Source organism: Leptolyngbya sp. GGD, assembly GCF_026735145.1.
Taxonomy (GTDB): domain Bacteria; phylum Cyanobacteriota; class Cyanobacteriia; order Leptolyngbyales; family Leptolyngbyaceae; genus Leptolyngbya; species Leptolyngbya boryana.
Genome location: NZ_JAPQKE010000004.1, coordinates 286,934 through 308,164, shown reverse-complemented (window position 1 = coordinate 308,164; position 21,231 = coordinate 286,934). Strand labels below are relative to the sequence as shown.

The window sequence follows — 21,231 nt, the reverse complement described above, 5'->3', positions numbered from 1 at the left end:
GCCCTCCGAATGCCTAAGCGTGTCAGCAAACCCAAAAGCTCCGATGCTCCGGTCTTAAGTCCTGATTTAGGAGCCGAAATCGAATCGAACGGCTCGAAAAAACAGCCTGCTCAGAAAGCTCAAAAAGTTGTTTCACTGAATTCCATTCGGATTCGAGGCGCAAGACAACACAATTTAAAAAATGTCGATCTCGATCTGCCGCGCGATCGATTAATCGTGTTTACCGGAGTTTCAGGCTCAGGCAAGTCTTCTCTGGCATTCGACACCATCTTCGCAGAAGGTCAACGCCGCTATGTCGAATCGCTCAGCGCTTATGCACGACAATTTCTCGGACAAGTCGATAAGCCAGATGTCGATGCGATCGAAGGATTAAGTCCAGCGATTTCGATTGATCAGAAATCGACCTCTCATAACCCTCGGTCAACCGTCGGCACGGTCACAGAAATCTACGACTATATGCGGCTTCTCTATGGTCGCGCGGGGATGCCGCATTGTCCGATTTGCGATCGCTCGATTACTCCCCAGACGATCGATCAAATGGTCGATCGCGTCATGGAATTGCCCGACCGGACTCGGTTCCAAATTCTTGCCCCTGTGGTGCGTGGGAAGAAAGGCACTCACCGCAAATTAATCTCAGGACTTGCCGCAGAAGGATTTGTGCGGGTGCGCGTCGATGGCGAAGTGCGAGAGTTGAGTGATTCCATCGAATTGGATAAAAATCAATTGCACACGATCGAAATTGTCGTCGATCGATTAATCAAAAAAGACGACATGCAAGAACGGTTGAGCGATTCCTTGACCACTTGCTTAAAGCGATCGAACGGAATCGCCATTATTGATTTGATGCGCGAAGCAGACTCAGAAGATCAGCCTTCAGAACTCGTATTCTCAGAAAATTTCGCTTGTCCAGAACATGGTGCAGTGATGGAAGAGCTTTCTCCGCGCCTGTTTTCGTTCAACTCGCCGTATGGAGCATGTCCGAATTGTCATGGAATTGGCAGCCATCGCACCTTTTCGCCTGACTTGATCATTCCAAATCCAAATCTTCCGGTTTATGCCTCGATCGCGCCTTGGTCAGATAAGGACAACACTTACTATCTTTCGCTGATTTGCAGTGTTGCCGAGGCATACGGATTCGATATTCAAACCCCTTGGAATCAACTGAGCGCCGAGCAGCAACACATCATGCTCTACGGTTCTAAAGACCCGATTTGGATCGAAGTCGATTCGCGATACCAGGAGAATAAAGGCTATCACCGTCGATATGAAGGAGCGATTCCTCTGCTCGATCGACAATATCGCGAAGCCAGTTCTGATCTGTACAAGCAAAAACTCGAACAGTATTTAGTCGATCAACCTTGTGATGTCTGTCATGGCAAACGATTAAAGCCAGAAGCGCTCGCTGTTCGCTTAGGGCAGTATCACATTCAAGATTTCACAGGGGTTTCGATTCGAGATTGTCTTGATCGCGTCGAGAATTTAGAACTGAGCGATCGACAAGCTCAGATCGGGGATCTCGTGCTGCGAGAAATTCGATCCCGCTTGCAGTTTCTCCTCGATGTTGGACTCGATTATTTAACACTCGATCGCACCGCAATGACGCTTTCGGGTGGAGAAGCTCAACGGATTCGACTGGCGACTCAAATCGGTGCAGGATTGACCGGAGTGCTATATGTCCTAGACGAGCCAAGTATCGGGCTGCATCAACGGGATAATACTCGCTTGCTCAACACCCTGACGAAACTTCGCGATTTGGGCAATACCTTAATCGTGGTCGAACACGATGAAGAAACGATTCGGGCAGCAGACCATTTGGTAGACATTGGACCGGGTGCAGGCGTGCATGGAGGACGGGTGATTGCTCAAGGCGATCTCGATACACTGCTGGATGCCGAAGAATCGCTGACTGGAGCCTATCTGTCTCGACGACGGGCGATTCAAACGCCAGCAGAACGGCGATCGGGAAATGGGAGAGCGATTACACTTGGCGCTGCCCAACGCAACAACCTCAAAAATATTGATGTCGAAATTCCACTAGGTAAACTAGTTTGCGTCACGGGTGTATCCGGGTCTGGAAAATCAACCTTGATTAATGAATTGCTCTATCCTGCAATTCAGCATCATTTTGGGCATAAGGTTCCGCAGCCGAAGGAAATGAAGCCTGTCAAAGGTTTAGATGCGCTTGATAAAGCGATCGTCATTGATCAATCTCCAATCGGACGCACACCTCGATCCAATCCAGCCACTTATACTGGCGTTTTCGACTGCATTCGCGAAGTCTTCTCTGAAACGATCGAAGCCAAAGCCAGAGGCTACAAAGCGGGGCAATTTTCTTTCAACGTCAAAGGTGGACGATGCGAGGCTTGTAGCGGTCAGGGTGTAAATGTCATCGAGATGAACTTCTTACCTGACGTGTATGTGCAATGCGATGTCTGTAAAGGCGCACGGTATAACCGTGAAACGTTGCAGGTGAAATTTAAAGGCAAGTCGATCGCAGATGTCTTAAACATGACCGTCGAAGAAGCTGCCGACTTCTTTCAAAATATTCCCCAAGCGGCAAATCGTCTGCAAACGTTAGTTGATGTTGGATTAGGATACATGCGGTTAGGTCAAACCGCTCCAACTCTCTCTGGAGGAGAAGCCCAGCGTGTGAAATTAGCCACTGAGCTATCTCGACGTGCAACCGGAAAGACGCTGTATTTAATTGATGAACCGACAACAGGCTTGTCCTTCTACGACGTTCACAAACTCTTAGATGTGATTCAACGCTTGGTAGATAAAGGCAATTCTGTGTTAGTCATCGAGCACAATTTAGATGTAATTCGCTGCTCGGATTGGTTAATTGACTTAGGCCCTGAAGGCGGCGATCGCGGCGGCGAAATTGTTGCAGTCGGTACTCCGGAGGATGTCGTCAAGCATCCTAAATCCTATACAGGTCAATATCTTAAACAAGTTCTAGAACAATATCCTGCTGGATCATGAAACACGATCGCATCAATACGAACGGGATCAATCTCCATTACGTCGCTGAAGGCGAGGGCAATCTCATGCTGTTTCTGCATGGATTTCCTGAATGTTGGTATTCCTGGCGCAAACAACTTCCAGAGTTTGCTAAAGATCATCACGCTGTTGCCCTGGATCTTCGAGGCTATAACGAGAGCGATAAACCCAGCGAGTCTAGCGCTTACAAAATGTCTGAATTAGTCGCAGATGTAAAAGGTGCGATTGAAGGATTGGGATACCAGCGCTGTACGCTGGTTGGACACGATTGGGGAGGCGCGATCGCTTGGAATTTCGCGTATGAGTATCCGGAGATGCTTGATCGCCTAATCATCCTCAATCTTCCTCATCCTGCTAAGTTTTCTCAAGGTCTACGCACACCACAGCAGTTATTAAAAAGCTGGTATGTCTTCCTTTTTCAAATTCCCTACTTGCCGGAATTTCTCATTCAATTTGATGACTACAAACTCTTAGAAACAGCCTTAAAAGGAATGGCAGTTAATCAAGAGGTTTTCTCTGCTGAAGACATCAATTTCTACAAAGATGCGTTTGCAAAACGGGGTGCTGCGACTGCGGCTATTAACTATTACCGCAACATTTTTCAAGCGGGTATCCTTGAGAAAAAATGGGGGATTTTAGAAGTCCCGACCTTGATGATCTGGGGAGAAAAAGATATCGCTTTAGGAAAAGAATTAACTTACGGAACAGAGGAATATGTTCGTAATTTGCAGATTCGATATATTCCAAATTGCAGCCACTGGGTACAGCAAGAACAGCCGAATTTAGTCAATCAATATATTCGAGAATTTATCGGCTTATAAATAAAAACTCAGGGGCTTAGTAAGCTCCTGAGTTTTTAAAGTTTCAGCTTCGATCTAAACGATCGCAAATTCAGCTTCTTCCGTAGAATGTTCGATAATTTCAAAAACTTTATCCATGCCTGTCAGTTCCAGCAGCATCTTAATCTGATCATTGATCGACTGCAAGAACATGGTCTTGCCTTCCTCACGCGCCTGTTTGAAAACAATGACGAGCGCCATCAGACCGGGACTGCTCATGAATTTAACGTTGGTAAAATCAACGAGCAGAACAGTTGCATCTGACTGAATCGCATCATCTGCTTGCTGATGAAAGTGAGCGATCGCCGCTTCATCCAACGTTTCCGGGAACTGAATAGTTCGAGTTAATAATTCCATGCCCCACAACCCAAATGCTAAACGATAATAAGTAGAAAACTCTAGCTCAATAGATGCTAGGCAGAAGCGAAACCGCTACGAAAGTTCTGTTAATTAACTTGTTGTAATGTAGCGTTTGCTTTCCACTGTAGCCTCTATCTCAGGATGTAGCTAAAGATTCCTTGCACCATGCCTATTTCAGGATCAGAATCACAGTTCTACTTTAAGTTAGTTGAAGCAACACTGCCGTATTGATGAATACGTTTTTCAAATCTCAGTTATTGCACTCATTTATGGAAAAGACAGCACAAATCTTTTGCAGTTCAAAGATTAGTACAACCTCTATCTAAAGAAGGAGTAACAGCTTGTTTCTACAGATAGACAGCGACAAACCAAGACCACAATACCATGTCAGGTATGAAGCGTTTGGAACCTAATTATGCAAACTCCCCAGACTGATGCACAGACTGATTTGCCTCTCTCTACTGCTTACAATGGCAAAGACCGCAATGCCTTCCTATTCGGCTGGACACCCCAAGCTGAGCTATGGAATGGTCGCTTTGCAATGATTGGATTTCTTGCTTATCTGCTTTGGGATTTAGCAGGTTATAGTGTGGCTCGCGATGTTCTACACTTAATCGGTTAGTGTCTGTCTAAAGTTAATAATTACTATTAGCGTGAAGAGAAATTATGCCTCTCTTCACGCTATTTTTTGTGGCAAATCGCTGCAATATTCCTAATAAGAATTTCAGCGATCTTAGCTATTAATTTGATGATTGCTTTACTGACATCAGTGAGTGTCTCATATTCATCTTCTAGCCATTCTTCTAAAGGCGATCGCAGTTCTTCATCAATCCCATTTCCTCCTGCATGCTTAATGATATATTCTTTGCTTCTGCAGGATAATCAATGCCTTTCAAATATTTTTTGAACTCCAATCAAATTAGTCTTTACTGTGACAGTTTCTCCAGTTCAGTATCAAAATAGGAGAGCTGAACATATCACTAAATCTTCATTCTTTGATATGAGTTCTACCGTTGCATAGAGATAAGACAAAAACCCTGCCAAATTGACAGGGTTTAGATAATGAGGCTTATCAAGCGATGAAACGCTTTAAAGGGTTGATCGCCAAAATATTTCAGCGATCGCTTCACAAAACTAGAACGTGAAGGTTGTTCTCAAGGTTCCGATAACAACATCATCGTTTGCATCGTTCTGACCAGGATTCACAACCCAGATCACACCAGGAGTGATCGAGATGTTGTCGGTCAATTGGTACTTGTAGAAACCTTCAAAGTGCAGCGGAACATCGTTCGATGCACCACCACTAGGGTTACCCATATAAGGCTCAGCACCTGCGACGAAACCTAACAAGTTGCCCTTCTTACCAAAGTCAGGGAATGCAACACCCAAACCATAAGTCCAAATGTCTTTCTTACCTTGTCCATCATCTACAAAGTTTGCGTTGATGTAGGAGAAGAAGCCATTGATAACAACTTGAGGGCTGAGCTTGAACGCAACCGACGCACCATAAGCGTTAACTTGGGAAGAACCTGTCCCAAGAGTGTTGCGGTTAGCCAAAGCAGTACCAGAAGAAGCAACTGCCGAACCACCGTCGAAGATTGCTCCACGACGATAAGCGTTTACATAGGTCAGACCAATTTGCAATGCTTCGCTTGGGCTAAAGGTCAATTGACCCAAAGCACTGTAGCTACCATTGAACAAACCATTTTTATCAGAAGGGTTGTTCGCACCGAAAGTCAACTGAGTGCCAGTGGAGTTATCAGCCAAGTAGCCTAAGCTAACCTGGAAGCGATTGTTGAGGTTGTAGTTTGCACCAATCCCTGCACCGCCACCAATCAAGTAGATCGGGTTGCGCTGCGCGAAGATGGAGAGCGGACCTGTACCACCATCAGCCGCATCCAATGCAGGGCTGACAGTCGGAGCATAGTCATAGTGCAGACCACTAACGGCTGGAATATAGAATTTCAGGTTTTCGCCAACCGGGAAGTAGTAAGCCACCCAGTCGATCAAACCAGAGTTACCGCCAGTGTTACCAAAATTGAAGGTTTGAATACCTTCAGCACCGCTACCTGCGGGAAGGTTGAAGAGACCTGCGTTACCAGCTGCAATCCGGGTAACGAGCAAGTCTTTTCCGGTAAAGCTGGTGTTCAGAGCTAAACGAACCCGGTTCTGGAATACGGTATTGTTTCCGTTAGTTCCATCCACACCAAACTCATCAGTCAGAGCGAAGACCACTTCCCCTGCCAGTTTGGTGGTGGTAGAGAATTGTTGTTTCTCTAAGGTCGAAGTCCGAGCTTCTAAGGAGTCAACGCGACCACGCAGAGTTGCGAGTTCAGCCGCGAATTCCTCTTGCAGTTTTTGCAAGGTTGCGAGGTCTTCTTTCTTAACCAAGTCAGCGGTTGCTGCTGCGATCAACTCGTTAACGCGATCGAGACAAGCGTTCAAACCAGCCGCAAACTCATAACGAGTCAGTGCGCGGTTTCCACGATAAGTCCGGTCAGGATAACCTGCGATACAACCATAGCGCTCAACCAAGGATTGCAGTGCTTGGAATGCCCAGTCGGTGGGTCTAACATCAGACAATTGGGACACCGAGGTGACTTGTCCAGCACTATTTGCGGTTCTGCCTTCGCGGCTGTAGCGGTTGATTTGCTCTAAAGAATCAACACTAGGAGTCGCTTGAGCTTCAGGTGCCGCTTGGGCAACTTTTACAGGCTCAGCAACGACTACAGATTTAGCGGGGCTGAATTCAGCGGATGCTTGTAGTTGGGGCTTAACAGCTTCAGCAGTTTTCTCAGTCGAGAGAGATTTAACTTCTGTCAAAGGCGTAACTGATGCTGTTTGAGTGGTTTGAGTTCCCACTTCCAAAGCAGGCAATCCAACAACTTCAGTTTTTTGAGCTGCAAATGCCGACGAAGACATCACAAGTGCTGCACCTAAGACAGCGGGACTTGTGAACAAAGAGTTCAATAGAATCTTACGCATTGTGTTTTTTCCTCACACCTTTTTCGTTTTGATAGAGCGACTGAATGAGCCTTCTATACCAAAAGCACTAAATCGGCAAAAAGCGCCCGATTTTTCTCTGCACTTCCATAGTTTACCTGCAATAGCTGAAATGTGACATACGGAAATTGTGCCAATTCTAAAACTGTCAGTATTTCATTACAGGATTCAATGGCAAGAAAACGATTTAGGCTCTTTAGGTAGAGTACCCACGGCTAACAGATTGCCTTACTCAAAATTTACCCTCCTCTACCTAAAGAGGTACTTCTTTAGAGCGATCGATAAAGTTTTAATGAAACCAAACTCAATTAGCTTTAAAAAACTATCCGCTCTGGTTGGGGAAAGTGGACGCATCCAACTTTCATAACCAGAGCGGTGTAGCGGGTCTTCAGTTTAGAAACCAGACTGCCGGAAGGAACTCCGAGTTAGTCCAGTAATTGAAAATTGTACGGACAATACATTCAAAAGGTCTGAAATAACTGTTAGAGAACAGCCCCGGCGCACAGCCGACTAACTCTAACCTGACGACCCAAGGACTTACTACTATCTGGCATGGGCATCACCTCCTACTTCCTAAGTGGATAAATTTCAAAGGGTTTACAGACTTGGAATTCGTTGAATCCCTTCATCTGTAATTGAATGTAGCACACCCTTTCGAGATCGTGTCAAGCAATTAAAAAAGCTCCTACCAAAGTGGTAGAAGCCAGGGAAATTGAGAAGACTTTGTCTCTTAGAGAGCGTTACCGCGAGGCAATACTTCTTCGGGGAATACAAAGTGTTCATGAGGCTGATCCTGAGATGCCATCCATGCCCGGATGCCCTCATTCAGCAGAATGTTCTTGGTGTAGAACGTCTCGAATTCTGGGTCTTCAGCGGCCCGAAGTTCTTGCGACACGAAGTCATACGCCCGCAAGTTCAGCGCAATGCCGATGATGCCCACCGACGCCATCCACAACCCGGTCACAGGCACGAACAGCATGAAGAAGTGCAACCAGCGTTTGTTGCTGAACGCAATCCCGAAGATCTGCGACCAGAAGCGGTTCGCCGTCACCATCGAATACGTTTCTTCTGCTTGGGTCGGGTTGAACGCCCGGAACGTGCTGGAGCCTTCGCCGTCTTCAAACAGGGTGTTCTCTACAGTCGCTCCGTGAATCGCACACAGCAGCGCACCCCCGAGAATCCCCGCCACGCCCATCATGTGGAACGGATTCAAGGTGAAGTTGTGGAACCCTTGCACAAACAAGATGAAGCGGAAGATGGCAGCTACCCCAAACGAGGGAGCAAAGAACCAGGACGATTGTCCCAAGGGGTACATCAAGAACACCGACACGAACACGGCAATCGGTCCAGTAAACGCGATCGCGTTGTACGGACGGATGCCCACCAACCGAGCAATTTCGAGTTGGCGCAGGCAGAAGCCAATCAGTCCGAAGGCGCCGTGTAGGGCAACAAAGGTCCACAGACCGCCGAGTTGACACCAGCGGGTGAAGTCGCCTTGGGCTTCGGGTCCCCACAGCAACAGCAAGGAGTGTCCTAAGCTGTCAGCGGGGGTGGAGACTGCGACGGTGAGGAAGTTACAGCCTTCGAGGTACGAGGACGCGAGTCCGTGGGTGTACCACGAGGAAACGAAGGTGGTTCCGGTCATCCATCCGCCGAGTGCCAGGAAGGCACAGGGGAAGAGCAGGATGCCCGACCAACCGACGAAGACGAATCTGTCGCGTTTGAGCCAGTCATCGAGAGCGTCAAAGACTCCTCTCTGCGGCGCGCGACCTACTGCGATGGTCATTATTAAAACTCCAGATAAGTATGGAATGAAAAACTGAACGCTGCTGCATCAAGAATTATGAGCAGAATTTACTTTTCGTTACCTATGCTCTTGATTATAGGAAGACTTCTCTAGAAATTTCCAGTATTTTCTTAATAAATCTTAAAATTGCGGAAATTCTTGCAATTTGACTTCGATCCGACAGAATGGGGAAGCAAGCCGTTTCTGCGGATATTTGCGATACTGAGAACTGGCAATTTGTACGATCGACATTATGTTTATTCTGGAATTAACGTTAAAGGGAACTCCAATTGGTCTGTCATTTCACCGCAAATCGGCTGAAGATGCAGAAGCGACTTATCAAGAAATCATCGGGGCAATGAAGGCTCCAGGTGAATTGTTGGAATTCACGTGCGATCGTCAGACGGATAAGAAGATTGCGGTGTTTGCGGATTCGATCGCTGCCGTTCAGATGTACGAGAAGTCGAGCGCTGCGGCTTCGGGCAGACCTGCTGGATTCTTTGCAGTGGCGGCTGAGTAGTTATGACTTTGGACGCGCCTAACCCGACTGGAGAAACGCTCCAGAAAGCGGCAATTCGAGCAACTGATCTGTGCTTCGCTTGGTCGGAAGATAAAGAAATTCTGCACTCTTGCGCTGTGGAAGTGCCAGAGGGAGAGTTTTGGATGCTATTAGGCGCAAATGGAAGCGGGAAGTCTACATTGTTAAGGCTTCTCGCAGGTTTATTACAACCGACTGGGGGAGAAATTCAGATTTCGTCTCCGGTCGGTTTTGTGTTTCAAAATCCGGATCATCAGTTGGTGATGCCGACGGTTGGCGCAGATGTGGCATTTGGGTTGGTGAATGAGGGATTAGAGATCGATGAGATTCGCCAACGGGTGGAAGAGTCTCTGTCGGCAGTGAGTTTGGGAGCGTTTCAGCGTCGTCCGATTTATGCGCTGAGTGGGGGACAGAAGCAGAGAGTCGCGATCGCGGGTGCAATTGCGCGACATTGTGATGTCCTTTTATTAGATGAGCCAACCGCACTGCTTGATCCCGATAGCCAGTTGGAATTAGTTGCGCAGGTGCAAGCCTTGGTGAAGAAGCGGGGAATTACGGCGCTTTGGGTGACGCATCGGCTAGAAGAATTGGAATATTGTGACGGGGCATTTTTGTTGGAAGCCGGGAAAGTTGTCGATCGAGGTGATCCCGAACGGTTGAAACAAAGATTGATGCAGACGGAAGAGGTCGAAGATTAGAGCCATTAGAGCTAAGCGAACAAAATTCTCAGTTTTACAGATGAAGCTCGCCGTTGCAGATTAACGATTTGAATCAGTGTAGTACTTAGCAGCAATTTCATCATATGTATGACGGCGACGATATCGATCTTATGTATGTTCTTTCACCGCATGGATGGAGTACCTGCTTTCTGTCTATTGACAAACAGATCTACGAGTTGGGAATCACTCATGTTTTTGGAGATCCAATTCGGGATCTGATTGAAGCAACAACCTCCCTACTCAAAGGTGTTGTAACTGCCGAATTTACATGGTGGGATGAGCCGGGAGGCAATCGATGGACACTGCTTAGAAACACTGCTCAGAAACATTGGATGAAAATCATCATTACAGAATTTTCATCTCGATATGGAGATCCGATCAAAGACGAAAAGCTCTTGGTTGAGTTTGAAATCACAATTAGTCATTTTGCGACGCTAATTTACTTTCAAATGAAAAAGCTGGCTATATTACTTAAGGAGAAAAGTTTTGAACAGCATCGTTCAGGAGAATTTCCTTATGGAGCATTTTCTAAATTAGAAGCCCTTTTCGTTCATTAAGTCCACTTTCCATTCACCTCTTCAAGAAGGAAGCCTAGATAAATTAAGAATTTGAGATCAGGGCTAGAAGTTATGATCAAGCTACCCTTTACTATCACTCACTAAATATGAGCAATCTTAAAGTTGAAAAAGTTGGGGATGCGCTAGGAGTCGTTCTGCCTGAAGAAATTTTGAAAAAACTTGAGGTGCAGGAAGGAGATACACTCTATATTATCGATACGCCTGATGGAATTAAAATAACGGCCTGCGATCCTAACTTAGAGAAAGCGATACAAGCTTACGAAAAAGTAAATCAAAAATATACGAATGCGTTGCGCGAGCTTTCAAAGTGACTCAGGAACCAATTTGGATATCAGAATCCTTTGTGCGAAGTGTTCATGCTGATCAACTTAAGCAATATGGCGGTCGCCCTGGCATTCGGGATGAAAATTTATTGTCTGCTAGTTTAGCAAGACCACAACAGCTCTTTACCTACGGTGAATCTGCAAGTATTTTCGATCTAGCCGCAGCCTACGCTTACGGATTGGCGAGAAATCATCCCTTTATTGATGGCAATAAGAGAATCGCTTTCGTAGTAGCCGCAGTTTTTCTTGAGTTGAATGGTTACTTCTTGAATGCACCAGAAGAGGAAGTTGTAGAAGTCATGTTGAGATTGGCAGCAGGGCAAGAATCTCAAGCAGCGATCGCAAATTGGCTGTCAACTCGATCAATTGAACATTAGAGATCGAAATGTCGATCGAATCTTGGATCGAAACTGTGCTTTTTGCGAGAATTGCACGATCGACATGAAATTGCGAATCCCATCTCTGAATGCAGACCTTATTAAAAAAATGCAATATTATTAAGATGTGAAGCGATTCAATCTTTACAAACTTGTCCTTTCTGCGTTGAGTGATGCCACGTTCTGCACCACAGGCACTTCTATTGGTGGACGGCTATAACATAGTCGGAGCTTGGCATGAGCTGAAAGAAATTCGCGATCGCCAAGGATTAGAAGAGTCGCGGCGGAAATTAGTCGAAGCGCTGATGGGATATAGCGCTTATCAAGATTTTGAGACGCATGTGGTGTTCGATGCTCAGTTTCGAGATGGCGGAACAAATCGAGAAATCATCACGAAGCATTTATATGTCTGCTATACCGATTTTGGGCAAACCGCAGATACTTATATCGAGAAAACTTGTGCAGATTTTCGATATGACATGCGGAAATTTAAGCAGCGGTTGATTGTGGCAACGAGCGATCGCGCTCAGCAGTTAACGGTTGTCGGATATGGAGCTGAGTGGATGTCGGCAGAAAAGTTAGCCAATGAAGTCGAATTTGCGGCGCGGAAAGTTCAGAGCAAATTGAAGCCGAAGAAGAAATCAGCGGGACGATTGTTGATGCATTCGCTCGATCCAGATGCTCAGAAGCGATTGGCGGATTTGCGATTTGGTAAGGACAAGCCGCAGTGAAAGACGAGTTTTGAGCAATGCGTGTGAGTTGATCTCAGCGACCATTCGTTTTGATGTCTTTGCGTTTTTGCAGAATGAATGCGATCGCTAAGTAAACCAAACTACTGGCACCAAGCACTCCCCAGTTCAAGCCTAAGTTCTGCCAAGTTGCATCGTAAACTGCACTCGCTTGAATTGGCTGTGGGATCGGCGCATGTCCTGGGATCGTAATCGCAGGTGGAATCATTGCATTTACATCGACGATCGCGCCATAAGCTCCAACTGACCAACGGCTTAGTAACAGCCAAGCAAACTTCGCGGGTAATCCTTCTAGTTCAAATAACACGCCGGAGAAGATAATCTGCGGGATCATAATCAGCGGTAACGCATTGTTGGCTTCATTTTCATTTTTGACAAAGGTTGATAGTAATAGCCCCAAACAAATACTACTCAGCAACGTTAGGAAAGTTGTCACGCCTGTACTCAATATCCAGGGAAGTAATTTTGATTCAGGAGATTGGAAATTTAGCGCGATCGCAATCACAATCAACATCGTTTGCAACAGTGCAATTCCCGATCGCACAAAGAGCTTTGAGCCGATATAAGCGATCAAATTCAGGTTCACCAAACGCTCACGCATATAGATCGCAGCTTCTTTGACGATTTCTTGAGCCGCGCAGGAAATTCCCACCCAAATTGCAATACAGCTAAAGATGAATAAAGTTCTTAAAGCAAGAGAAGCCTGCATTGCTTCCGCTGGAACCACTTGCGTCAGAGAAGTATTATCTTTTAGAGCGAGCCGAATTAAAGTAATACCGATTGGACCAGTCAGTAGCGTGAGAAGTAAGCTTGTACGATCGCGCAAAAGCAATTGAAAATAGCGTTGACTTAACAAACCGAGTTGACGAACGAGAGCAGAATGCGCTGGCTTTGGAGAGGCAGAAGATTTTGATTTAGAAAAAGTAGAATGACGTTGCTCAACCGAGCTGGCGAACTTCGTTGCCCACATTTGAACCGTTGCTTGTACTTCTTGTTTGGTTCTGCCTTGGTCAAGCTTGATATAAATATCAGCAAAATACTTCAAATCATTAGACGGCATTTCAAAAAACTCTAAAGCGTTCAGAGGTGAGCCAAAGTAGCACAACTTACCTCCACGCCCCATGAATGCAACGCGATCGCAGACTTCTAAATTTGCAGTGGCATGAGTGACAAGAATGACCGTTCTTCCTTGATTGGCAAGCTCGCGTAATAAGTTCATCATTTCCTTGTCCAGCCCTGGATCAAGTCCAGAAGTTGGCTCATCTAGGAAAAATAATCTTGGGTCAGCGAGTAATTCGACCCCAATACTGACTCGCTTGCGTTGTCCTCCACTCAGATCGCGCACAAATGTATGTTTGACATGGCTTAATTTCACTTGTTCCAAAGTGCGATCGAGAACCGCTTTTACATTTGTATCCGGTGGCAATCGCAGCTTACAGGCATAGCTCAAGACTTCTTCAACAGTTAGATTGCCATGCACAATATCATCTTGAGGAACATAGCCAATGTGCGATCGATATAGCTCAAACTGCTGCCGCAGGTCTTCGCCGTTGAGATAAACCGTTCCTGATGTTGTCGGCTCAATGCCTAAAAGCGTTTTCATTAAGGTAGATTTTCCAGCTCCACTTCCTCCGACCAATGCCACTAATTGTCCAGGCTCGATCGACAAAGAAACATCGCTCAAGATGGTTCGTTTCTGACCTTTTTTATCTTGAACTTTGCGAACGAGATGGACTGCATCTAAACGAATCTCATTGCCGCGATCGACCATTTCTAAACAGCCGCGCTCATACAGCAACGTAAACGGTCCAATGCGAATGCGATCACCCTCGCGCAGTTCAGCAAAGCGCTCAATTCGTTGCCCGTTCACAAAGGTTCCGTTCGTACTATGGTCTTGCAGCGTGTAGCGGCCATCGCGAGTCGGAGAAATCGAAGCATGACGACGGGACACAACGGGAGCATCCAATTTCATCGAGGAATAGCGCAACGGATCAGGATCGCGTCCGAGTTCGACGGGAAACTCGCGAAGCTGTTTGAGGTTGAGCCGAAACTTACTAGGTGTGATCGTTGGACTGCTCGCAGGATTGAAGTAAGTTAAAACAACTTGATTGTTTGGATCTTGTCCAATCGTTAACTGAGTTCCATGCTTGAGTAAATAGCCTGTTTGGGCAGAGATGCGCGTGTGGTTGATATAAATTCCATTGCGGCTCACCTTTTCGCGATCGCCATCATAAATTCGATAGTCTTCACCTTCACGCTGAAGAATCGCTTGTTGTCGCGAGAGTACTTCCCAACCGATCTGGGGAATTTCTAAATCCGACCAAGCGCGATCGCGTCCAAGTTGATACTCTGCGTCTTGAAGTTGAAACCGGAGAATTTCACCACAATTGTTTAGTTCAATAAACGGTTGGGTTTGACTAACAAGTGTAGTTTGGTCAGCAGTACTCATCATGGCAAGAATTCCTCTCTTCATTCTTGCCTACGACTCGATCGCTCAACTTATGCAAAAAACTTTCTCCACTGATTCGGAGGGGGCGTGAGAAATTCATATGCACCCGCAGCTTTGCCAGTGGCAGTTAGCACAATGTCAAACGACAATGAAACGCGCACTTCATCGGTCTCGTTCATCGTGACTGCATGGCGTTGTTTTGCAGGAAAAATTATTAACCGTCCTTCTACAGGGGCATAAGCTGTATCCAGTTGATTCAGATAGTTATCCGCATCAACAATATCTGTATTTTCGCTTCCCAGACCTGGGCTAACTTCATTCACTCGCGCATCGTTGAAAAACACTAAACTGCCAGGATCAGACATTTCCCCAGTTGGAACTTTAATGTAGTAAACCGCACTCACATGCGCTGTATTGTGGCAATGTGCACCGACACCTTGATCAGGACGTGAAATAATCGGCCAAGCCCGCTGAATATAGAGATCAACTTTGCTTAAATCGACTCCCACTTCTTGTAAATACGTGGCGACATGCAACTCAACTTGTTTGACAATCCAGGAAAAAGCGGGATAAGTGTGAATCTGTTCGACTCCATGTAAATCGCCTGTCCACGCCATTTCAGGATAATTGCGAGGTTCGGCTCCCTGGTGCTCTAATTGCATAACTGCATCCAGCAATGCTTGTTGATGTTCTGAAGCATCGGGTAAGTCGTCATAGTAGATAGCAAGCGGGAACCAAGTTTCGATCGGCATTGGTGCATTTTCTCAAGATTTCAGCGATCGAGTGTAGCAGGTGTCGCACTCGATCGTGCTTTTGCAAAGAGTAAAGAGACAGTGCAATCGCGCTGCCCCTCCTGAAATCTTGCATGTAAGGTGAAATGAATTGGGAGATCGTCGCTCTCGTTTGCATCCCGCCCTGAACTGGAAGTTCGGGCTAACTGTGCGAAGTGGGTTTCAATCCACTGAAGAAGGGACTGCGATTGGCTGTTAGTCTAGTTCAGTGTCCCTATGGTGGATAGTATGGCGCACTAGCCAAGATGCCCCACTCCGAAATAGCCTGAAAGTACCAAAAACAAGCCAGGAGGACAGCTTGAAAACCAGCTTGAACGCCACACCAATTTCATCATACAAGGGGCAACAGGTTTATATCGGCATTGATGTCCATAAGCAGCGCTACGTGGTGGTCGTGCAGATCAACCAAACGGTCGTGAAGAAATGGAGTACGGCAGCCGTGCCTGAGGAACTAGCACAACAGTTGTTACGATTTTTCCTGAAGCCACTCTCCACAGTGCCTACGAAGCCGGATTTTCTGGGTATATGTTGCACCGTGTGTTGAAGTTGCACGGGATCGACAACATCGTTGTCCATGCAGCGGCGGTCGAAGTCTCAGCGCACAGTCGCGTTAAGACGGACAAACGCGATGCCCAGAAATTAGCGAGCCAGTTGGAAGCGGGACGCTTGCGCGGCATCCGAGTGCCCACGCCAGAACAGGAACAGCGTCGCCTGCTGAGTCGAACGAGATCGCAACTGGTGCAGCAGCGCTCGGCGGTGCAGAATCAAATTCGCATGAAAGCGCATCAATTTGGCTTGATTGCCCCAGAAGACCGACGACAGATGAGCCACAAACTGGTGGCTGAGTTACTTGAGCGTTCCCCAGCAGAGGCATTTCGCTTTGTCGTCGAGGTGCATTGGCAAGTCTGGGAATTCAAGTGATGGCGATCGCTTTGAGAAACTAGTGAGAAGAAGCTTTGTAGAACTTGGATTTCAAAACTCTCTAAACAATCTCAAAGCTAGCCTTGATCTAAATGCTGCTGGGGGTGCAGGAGGAATTGATATCTATTGCGAAGCTCCTTATCCCCTAGTAGGTGAGTGTAAAGCTAGCAAACACGAAAATTTACCAAATGGTGTTGCTGCCCAGCTCATTAATTTAGGTCACACTCATTTGGGGAAAGCTCAATTTGAGCGTTCAGTTAAAGTTTTATTTGTTGCTGGTTGCTGGTCGATTAACTAATGCAGCCGAGAAAGCAGCAGTTGAAGGAGAAATGATGTTATGCGCCCTGAAACATTAGAACGATTAGTAACACTAAAGGCTCAATATCCTAGAGCAGTCAATCTATTTGGGCTAGAAGCTTGCTTTAATCGCCTTTTGGCGAAGACTCAAATGAAAAAATTAATAGATATCTCGATCGCATTCAAGAAGATATCGAAGTGCGAGCCAAAATTATTCAAGTCCTTCAAGCAAAAGCGCCACAACAGTTAAGTGTTGGATTCATCCAAGGACATTATGAAGCCTCGAATCCACCTCGATTACTGGATGAGAAGCAATTAAGAGACATTATGATTGAGCTTTCTTCCCCGCTAACAGGATTTGTTGGACGCAAAGAGAGCGATCGCTTTTATTTTCTCCGTCCGTTTCAATGAAATACATCAATCATTTCCCCAAGTTGGATTGCGCTTGATCACAATTTCACGCTTGTCGATCATCGTCATCAACGCCGGTAAATCAGGAGAAGCTTTACTCGTGAGATTCAACTCTGCAACGGCTTGCTTACAAGTTTTACCTTCAGTCATTCGATAAGCAATTTCTTCGATCTCTGCCCAAGCCAAATCACTCTGCACAAACGCTTTTGCCATCACATTCAGCAGATTTTCCCACTGATTGCCCTCTGCCTTCGTCATCATCGTGTGAGGGATATTCAACTCACGATCGAATCTGTAATACCAAGTTTTCGGCTGACGGACTAATAGATTCTCAAACAAGACTGTGTGATCCGTATTGCTCACTGCCCGATCCGCATCAGTTGAGACGACAAACATTGGAGGAGCCGCTGCCGACTTCGACCGTTTTAGCACCTCACTCCCTAAATCGAGAAAGACTCTTAGATCTGGAAAAGTAAACCCTTTGTACCCGATCGGCTCTCCAGGCTCATCACTCTGCCATTCAAAATAGGTATTGAACGTTTTGACAAATAGATCAATCACTTTGTTACTACTACTAAGATAAGCAGCAAAAAGTAAAGCACGATCGATTTGACTCGCTTTTTCCAGAGCCAGCCACGCTGCAAGCGTCCCCCCACCCGACAATCCGCCCACCACAACTCTATCGCCTAGCCCCTGAGCCTGCCGGAACCACTCCAGCGCAAAATTCTTGTAAGTCTCTACATTCGTTGGCAACGGGGGTGGATTCTTGCCGTTCCAGTCGCCCGCCTGCCCATGCCCAGGCAATCGCGGAATGATCACGTTATAGCCCGCCTGGTAAAACACCCGCGCCATTGGTAAAAACTGATAAGGCGCAGCCGTAAAACCGTGAAAAAACAGACAGACTTTCGTCGTCGGAGCGGGATGTAAGAGAAACTGCGATCGACAGCCATCATTTTTTATCGGTAGTCGATCCTCCTGAAACTTCGTGCGCTGAGGCAGAGAATTTGCAGCGATCGAGTAACCGATTTGAGTAAAAAAGTTTCTAGGCATGGTGCAGACCAGTAAAGGCAGATAAATCCAGAGTGCCCGACTTTACGGCGCAAATTCTGAACCCACAATCATCGAACCCGTTCCCGTATCGGTAAAAATCTCCAATAGCAGCGAGTGCGGCATCCGTCCATCCACGATATGAGCAGCTTTCACACCTTGAGCCAGCGATCGCACACAGCAATTGACTTTCGGAATCATCCCGCCCGAAACAATGCCTTCATCGATCAGCTTTCTCGCCGTCTGAATATTCAATCGCGGAATCAAGGTCGATGGGTCTTTGTAATCGCGCAGAATTCCAGCAGTATCCGTCAGTAAAATCAGTTTCTCAGCTCCGAGGGCTGCTGCAATCTCCCCGGCGACAGTATCCGCATTGATATTGTATGCCTGCCCAAACTCATCCGCTGCCACACTGGACACCACCGGAATATGACCATTGTTCACGAGCGAATTAAGAATTTGAGGATTGACTCGGGTTACTTCTCCCACAAATCCAATCCCTTCCTCATCAGCAGGACGCGCTTCAAATAGCCCCGCATCTTTGCCACACAGTCCAACCGCAGAACCGCCAGCCTGATTGATCAAAGACACAATCTCTTTATTGACGCGACCGACCAAGACCATTTCGACCACATCCATTGTTGCCGCATCGGTCACACGCAGTCCATTCTTAAACTGAGCTTCAATCCCTAATTTATTCAGCCAAGAATTGATTTCAGGGCCACCCCCGTGAACGAGAATCGGACGTAATCCGACACAAGCCATAAAGACAACATCCCGGATGACTTTCTCTTTGAGCGCGCCTTCTTTCATCGCGGCTCCGCCGTACTTCACAACGATCGTCCGTCCTGCAAATTGCTGAATATAGGGCAGAGCTTCGCTGAGAATGCGGACTCGGGTATCGGCGGTTTCAAACTGTTCGCTGTCTTGGAGCATAGAACTGATCTGTGGGGGTAATCGTGCGTTATTTAACGATCGCGCACTATAACACCTACAAATTGTTATCTAAATTACTCTTCTAGACAACTTAAGAATTTGTCCTAAAGCTCTCGCATCACTTGGGGTAAAAATGTGGGCGGAATTTGCGATAAGGCTTGCGTCTGCCCCTGAATCCCTTCACGCTCGTAGATGCCTTTGACGATTTGACTCAACTGCCCAACCGCACTCGGTTGGAAGTCCGGCTGCTCTTGCCAGCCTTGAGCCGCTCGAACCTGATGTTTGAGCGCATGATGCAGAAATTGCGATCGCTCTTTCGTCTCAAGGCTGGCACGTTGATCAGTCGCCATTTGATAGTAAGCCAGCCCAATATGATGATGCGTTGCCGACAGATCGAAGCTGAGGGTCGGCGCGTAAGAGAGATTTGCAGTTAAATATTGCACTGCACTCAGGGATTCTTGATACGCATCGATCGCGCAAAGCATGTAGGTTGCCTGATCGTCATAATGCGTCGTGTCTTGATTTGCTAAGTGCCAGTAGGCAGTGCCGAGATTATTTTGAGTCGCGGCATAAGCGCTAGGAGCCGCCTCTAGGGTGCGATAAATCAGCGCTACTCGGTAAGCCCCGATCGCTAAGTGCAAAAAGTCTTCTGCCATCGCTAACTCTTGAACCGCTTGATCGCAGCGGGAAAGATTCCAATAGGCAGTCCCTAAATTGTTTTGCAGCATCGCGTAGTGCATCGGCTCACGCTCTGGAGTGTAATAGCGCAGGGCTTCGTTATATGCCAAGACAGCAGATTGCAGGTTAAACATGGGCATACGATGCTGCGCCAAGTTCCAATACGCGGTTCCTAAATTGTTTTGAGTCGCGGCGTAGCGAGCCGGATCAGTGTCAAAGGGGCGATGTTCAATCGAGGCTTTGTATGCCGCGATCGCATGTTGCAGATTTTCTTCGGGCGATCGCAGACCTGCTAAGTCGCTGTAAACCGAACCGAGATTGTTCTGAATCATCGCATAGGTCTGCGGCTGAATCGCCGGATCAGTGCGATCAATCGCGAATTGATAAGCTTTCAAGGCTTTCTCTAAATTCGTTTCGACAGCACCCTCTCCAGAGCGAGCTTTGATCCAATACAAATTGGCGATGTCATTGAGCAAATCGGGCACTTGCTCAGATTTCATGTCGATCAGTTTCAGGGTTTGCTCATAGGCGCGAATCACGATCGTTAAATCCCCAGAACTGGGACGCACCGGATCGAGGCGATCACGATACCAGTCTCCGAGATCGCGATATAACTGAGCGATCGTCGCAGCTGAAGCCCGTTGTTGATGCAGATCTTCAATCTGCTGCAAGAATTGTAGCGGTTTCGCATTAGGATGATTCGTCTGCAAGATATCGCCAATCGATGCTTGATCCTCAAGATGGATCGTCTGCATGACTGAAGCCAGCACGAAATCTGAAAGTTCATTATCCAGCTTAATTTTGCGATGTCCGTTAGTTGGCGCAGTTGCAGGCGGCGGAATTTGTACCGAATTATCTCCGAACGGATCACCTTCAAACTCAAATAAACCCGTATGCCATTGCCAGAAGTTGGGCACAGTTTGCTGAATCGAGCGACACCAAGGACGCGTCAGCCAAAGAACCAGATTGAAGTCGAGTTTGGGCAGTTGCAGCGCGATCGCAGACAGCGAATCGAGAAATGTTCTTTGAATATGAACAGGCTGGCGCGTTAAGCGATCGATGCCCGTGATTTGATAATTGGGCATCCCCGCTTGGACATGCGCCAGAATATCAGGATTTTCTAAATCGAGGTCTAGACTGACGAGCGAGGTGTCAGGCGTCTCTTGAGCAAGCTCAGCCTGAAGCTGTGTAGCCAATTGACTACGTAAGGCAGCATCATCACAAACGACCATCAGAATTTGACGGCGCAAATTTAGACTTAACGCCATCCGTAGGCGCAGATAGATCTGTTGGTTCAGACTGGGAGCAGCCTGAGAGACGATCTCGTTCACAGGAATATCTTGAGCGAGGGGGTGACGATCAATGACAGACATCAGCATTTCAAGAATCGCTTGTCAAGCGCAGTATAGACGAGATGATATTAAATCTC

Annotated in this window: 20 protein-coding genes; 12 read left to right on the top strand and 8 right to left on the bottom strand. The window is 46.9% G+C overall.

Annotated features, from left to right (window positions below; genetic code table 11):
• Nucleotides 1-9: 9 nt before the first annotated feature.
• Complete coding sequence (gene uvrA / locus OU814_RS20645; protein WP_268241958.1) at nt 10-2,982, top strand: excinuclease ABC subunit UvrA; 2,973 nt, start codon at nt 10-12, stop codon at nt 2,980-2,982.
• The gene (locus OU814_RS20640) at nt 2,979-3,821 is read left to right on the top strand and encodes an alpha/beta fold hydrolase (protein WP_190647654.1); all 843 of its coding nucleotides are present in this window, start codon (nt 2,979-2,981) and stop codon (nt 3,819-3,821) included. The genes uvrA and OU814_RS20640 overlap by 4 nt, the downstream gene beginning before the upstream one ends.
• Before the next feature lie 54 nt (nt 3,822-3,875).
• On the opposite strand, the gene OU814_RS20635 is transcribed toward OU814_RS20640, so the two are convergent.
• On the bottom strand, nt 3,876-4,196 hold the full coding sequence (locus OU814_RS20635; protein ID WP_017287125.1) for an STAS domain-containing protein: 321 nt from the start codon (nt 4,194-4,196) through the stop codon (nt 3,876-3,878).
• Nucleotides 4,197-4,614: 418 nt separating this feature from the next.
• Between OU814_RS20635 and OU814_RS20630 the strand changes: the two genes are divergently transcribed.
• Nucleotides 4,615-4,821: a chlorophyll a/b-binding protein gene (locus OU814_RS20630; protein ID WP_268241957.1), complete on the top strand. Its 207-nt coding sequence runs from the start codon at nt 4,615-4,617 to the stop codon at nt 4,819-4,821.
• A gap of 512 nt (nt 4,822-5,333) precedes the next feature.
• On the opposite strand, the gene OU814_RS20625 is transcribed toward OU814_RS20630, so the two are convergent.
• Complete coding sequence (locus OU814_RS20625) at nt 5,334-7,184, bottom strand: iron uptake porin (RefSeq protein WP_268241956.1); 1,851 nt, start codon at nt 7,182-7,184, stop codon at nt 5,334-5,336.
• Nucleotides 7,185-7,932: 748 nt separating this feature from the next.
• Nucleotides 7,933-8,988 (bottom strand): photosystem II D2 protein (photosystem q(a) protein), encoded by a 1,056-nt coding sequence (gene psbD / locus OU814_RS20620; protein WP_017287122.1) that lies wholly within the window; start codon nt 8,986-8,988, stop codon nt 7,933-7,935.
• Nucleotides 8,989-9,241: 253 nt separating this feature from the next.
• Here psbD and OU814_RS20615 point away from each other — a divergent pair, with 253 nt between their 5' ends.
• The 6 genes from OU814_RS20615 (at nt 9,242) to OU814_RS20590 (ending at nt 12,254) form a co-directional block, all read left to right on the top strand.
• On the top strand, nt 9,242-9,508 hold the full coding sequence (locus OU814_RS20615) for a hypothetical protein (RefSeq protein WP_017287120.1): 267 nt from the start codon (nt 9,242-9,244) through the stop codon (nt 9,506-9,508).
• 2 nt (nt 9,509-9,510) lie between these two features.
• Nucleotides 9,511-10,224: an energy-coupling factor ABC transporter ATP-binding protein gene (locus OU814_RS20610; protein ID WP_017287119.1), complete on the top strand. Its 714-nt coding sequence runs from the start codon at nt 9,511-9,513 to the stop codon at nt 10,222-10,224.
• 104 nt (nt 10,225-10,328) lie between these two features.
• Entirely contained in the window at nt 10,329-10,802 is a 474-nt protein-coding gene (locus tag OU814_RS20605; RefSeq protein ID WP_268241955.1) for a hypothetical protein, read from the top strand.
• A gap of 107 nt (nt 10,803-10,909) precedes the next feature.
• On the top strand, nt 10,910-11,134 hold the full coding sequence (locus OU814_RS20600) for an AbrB/MazE/SpoVT family DNA-binding domain-containing protein (protein WP_268241954.1): 225 nt from the start codon (nt 10,910-10,912) through the stop codon (nt 11,132-11,134).
• Complete coding sequence (locus tag OU814_RS20595; protein ID WP_268241953.1) at nt 11,131-11,523, top strand: type II toxin-antitoxin system death-on-curing family toxin; 393 nt, start codon at nt 11,131-11,133, stop codon at nt 11,521-11,523. Before OU814_RS20600 ends, OU814_RS20595 begins: the two co-directional genes overlap by 4 nt.
• Before the next feature lie 173 nt (nt 11,524-11,696).
• Entirely contained in the window at nt 11,697-12,254 is a 558-nt protein-coding gene (locus tag OU814_RS20590; protein WP_017287115.1) for an NYN domain-containing protein, read from the top strand.
• A 34-nt stretch (nt 12,255-12,288) separates the two neighbouring features.
• Here the strand turns inward: OU814_RS20590 and OU814_RS20585 are convergent, their stop codons facing one another.
• Nucleotides 12,289-14,724: an ATP-binding cassette domain-containing protein gene (locus tag OU814_RS20585; RefSeq protein ID WP_268241952.1), complete on the bottom strand. Its 2,436-nt coding sequence runs from the start codon at nt 14,722-14,724 to the stop codon at nt 12,289-12,291.
• 47 nt (nt 14,725-14,771) lie between these two features.
• Nucleotides 14,772-15,473, bottom strand: coding sequence for a TIGR02466 family protein (locus OU814_RS20580; RefSeq protein WP_268241951.1), 702 nt, complete (start codon nt 15,471-15,473; stop codon nt 14,772-14,774).
• Nucleotides 15,474-15,983: 510 nt separating this feature from the next.
• Between OU814_RS20580 and OU814_RS20575 the strand changes: the two genes are divergently transcribed.
• The 3 genes from OU814_RS20575 to OU814_RS20565 all read left to right on the top strand — a co-directional run bounded on the left by OU814_RS20575 (nt 15,984) and on the right by OU814_RS20565 (nt 17,141).
• Nucleotides 15,984-16,433, top strand: coding sequence for an IS110 family transposase (locus tag OU814_RS20575; protein ID WP_326498324.1), 450 nt, complete (start codon nt 15,984-15,986; stop codon nt 16,431-16,433).
• A 22-nt stretch (nt 16,434-16,455) separates the two neighbouring features.
• Nucleotides 16,456-16,731: a hypothetical protein gene (locus OU814_RS20570; RefSeq protein ID WP_268241949.1), complete on the top strand. Its 276-nt coding sequence runs from the start codon at nt 16,456-16,458 to the stop codon at nt 16,729-16,731.
• A 197-nt stretch (nt 16,732-16,928) separates the two neighbouring features.
• Nucleotides 16,929-17,141 carry a hypothetical protein gene (locus OU814_RS20565; RefSeq protein ID WP_268241948.1) on the top strand — a complete coding sequence of 71 codons (213 nt, stop codon included), beginning with the start codon at nt 16,929-16,931 and terminating at the stop codon, nt 17,139-17,141.
• A 6-nt stretch (nt 17,142-17,147) separates the two neighbouring features.
• Here the strand turns inward: OU814_RS20565 and OU814_RS20560 are convergent, their stop codons facing one another.
• From OU814_RS20560 to OU814_RS20550, 3 genes are all read right to left on the bottom strand, one after another.
• Nucleotides 17,148-18,191, bottom strand: coding sequence for an alpha/beta hydrolase (locus OU814_RS20560; protein ID WP_017287110.1), 1,044 nt, complete (start codon nt 18,189-18,191; stop codon nt 17,148-17,150).
• 42 nt (nt 18,192-18,233) lie between these two features.
• Nucleotides 18,234-19,124, bottom strand: coding sequence for an acetylglutamate kinase (gene argB, locus OU814_RS20555; protein ID WP_017287109.1), 891 nt, complete (start codon nt 19,122-19,124; stop codon nt 18,234-18,236).
• A gap of 104 nt (nt 19,125-19,228) precedes the next feature.
• Complete coding sequence (locus tag OU814_RS20550; protein ID WP_268241947.1) at nt 19,229-21,175, bottom strand: tetratricopeptide repeat protein; 1,947 nt, start codon at nt 21,173-21,175, stop codon at nt 19,229-19,231.
• Nucleotides 21,176-21,231: the final 56 nt, after the last annotated feature.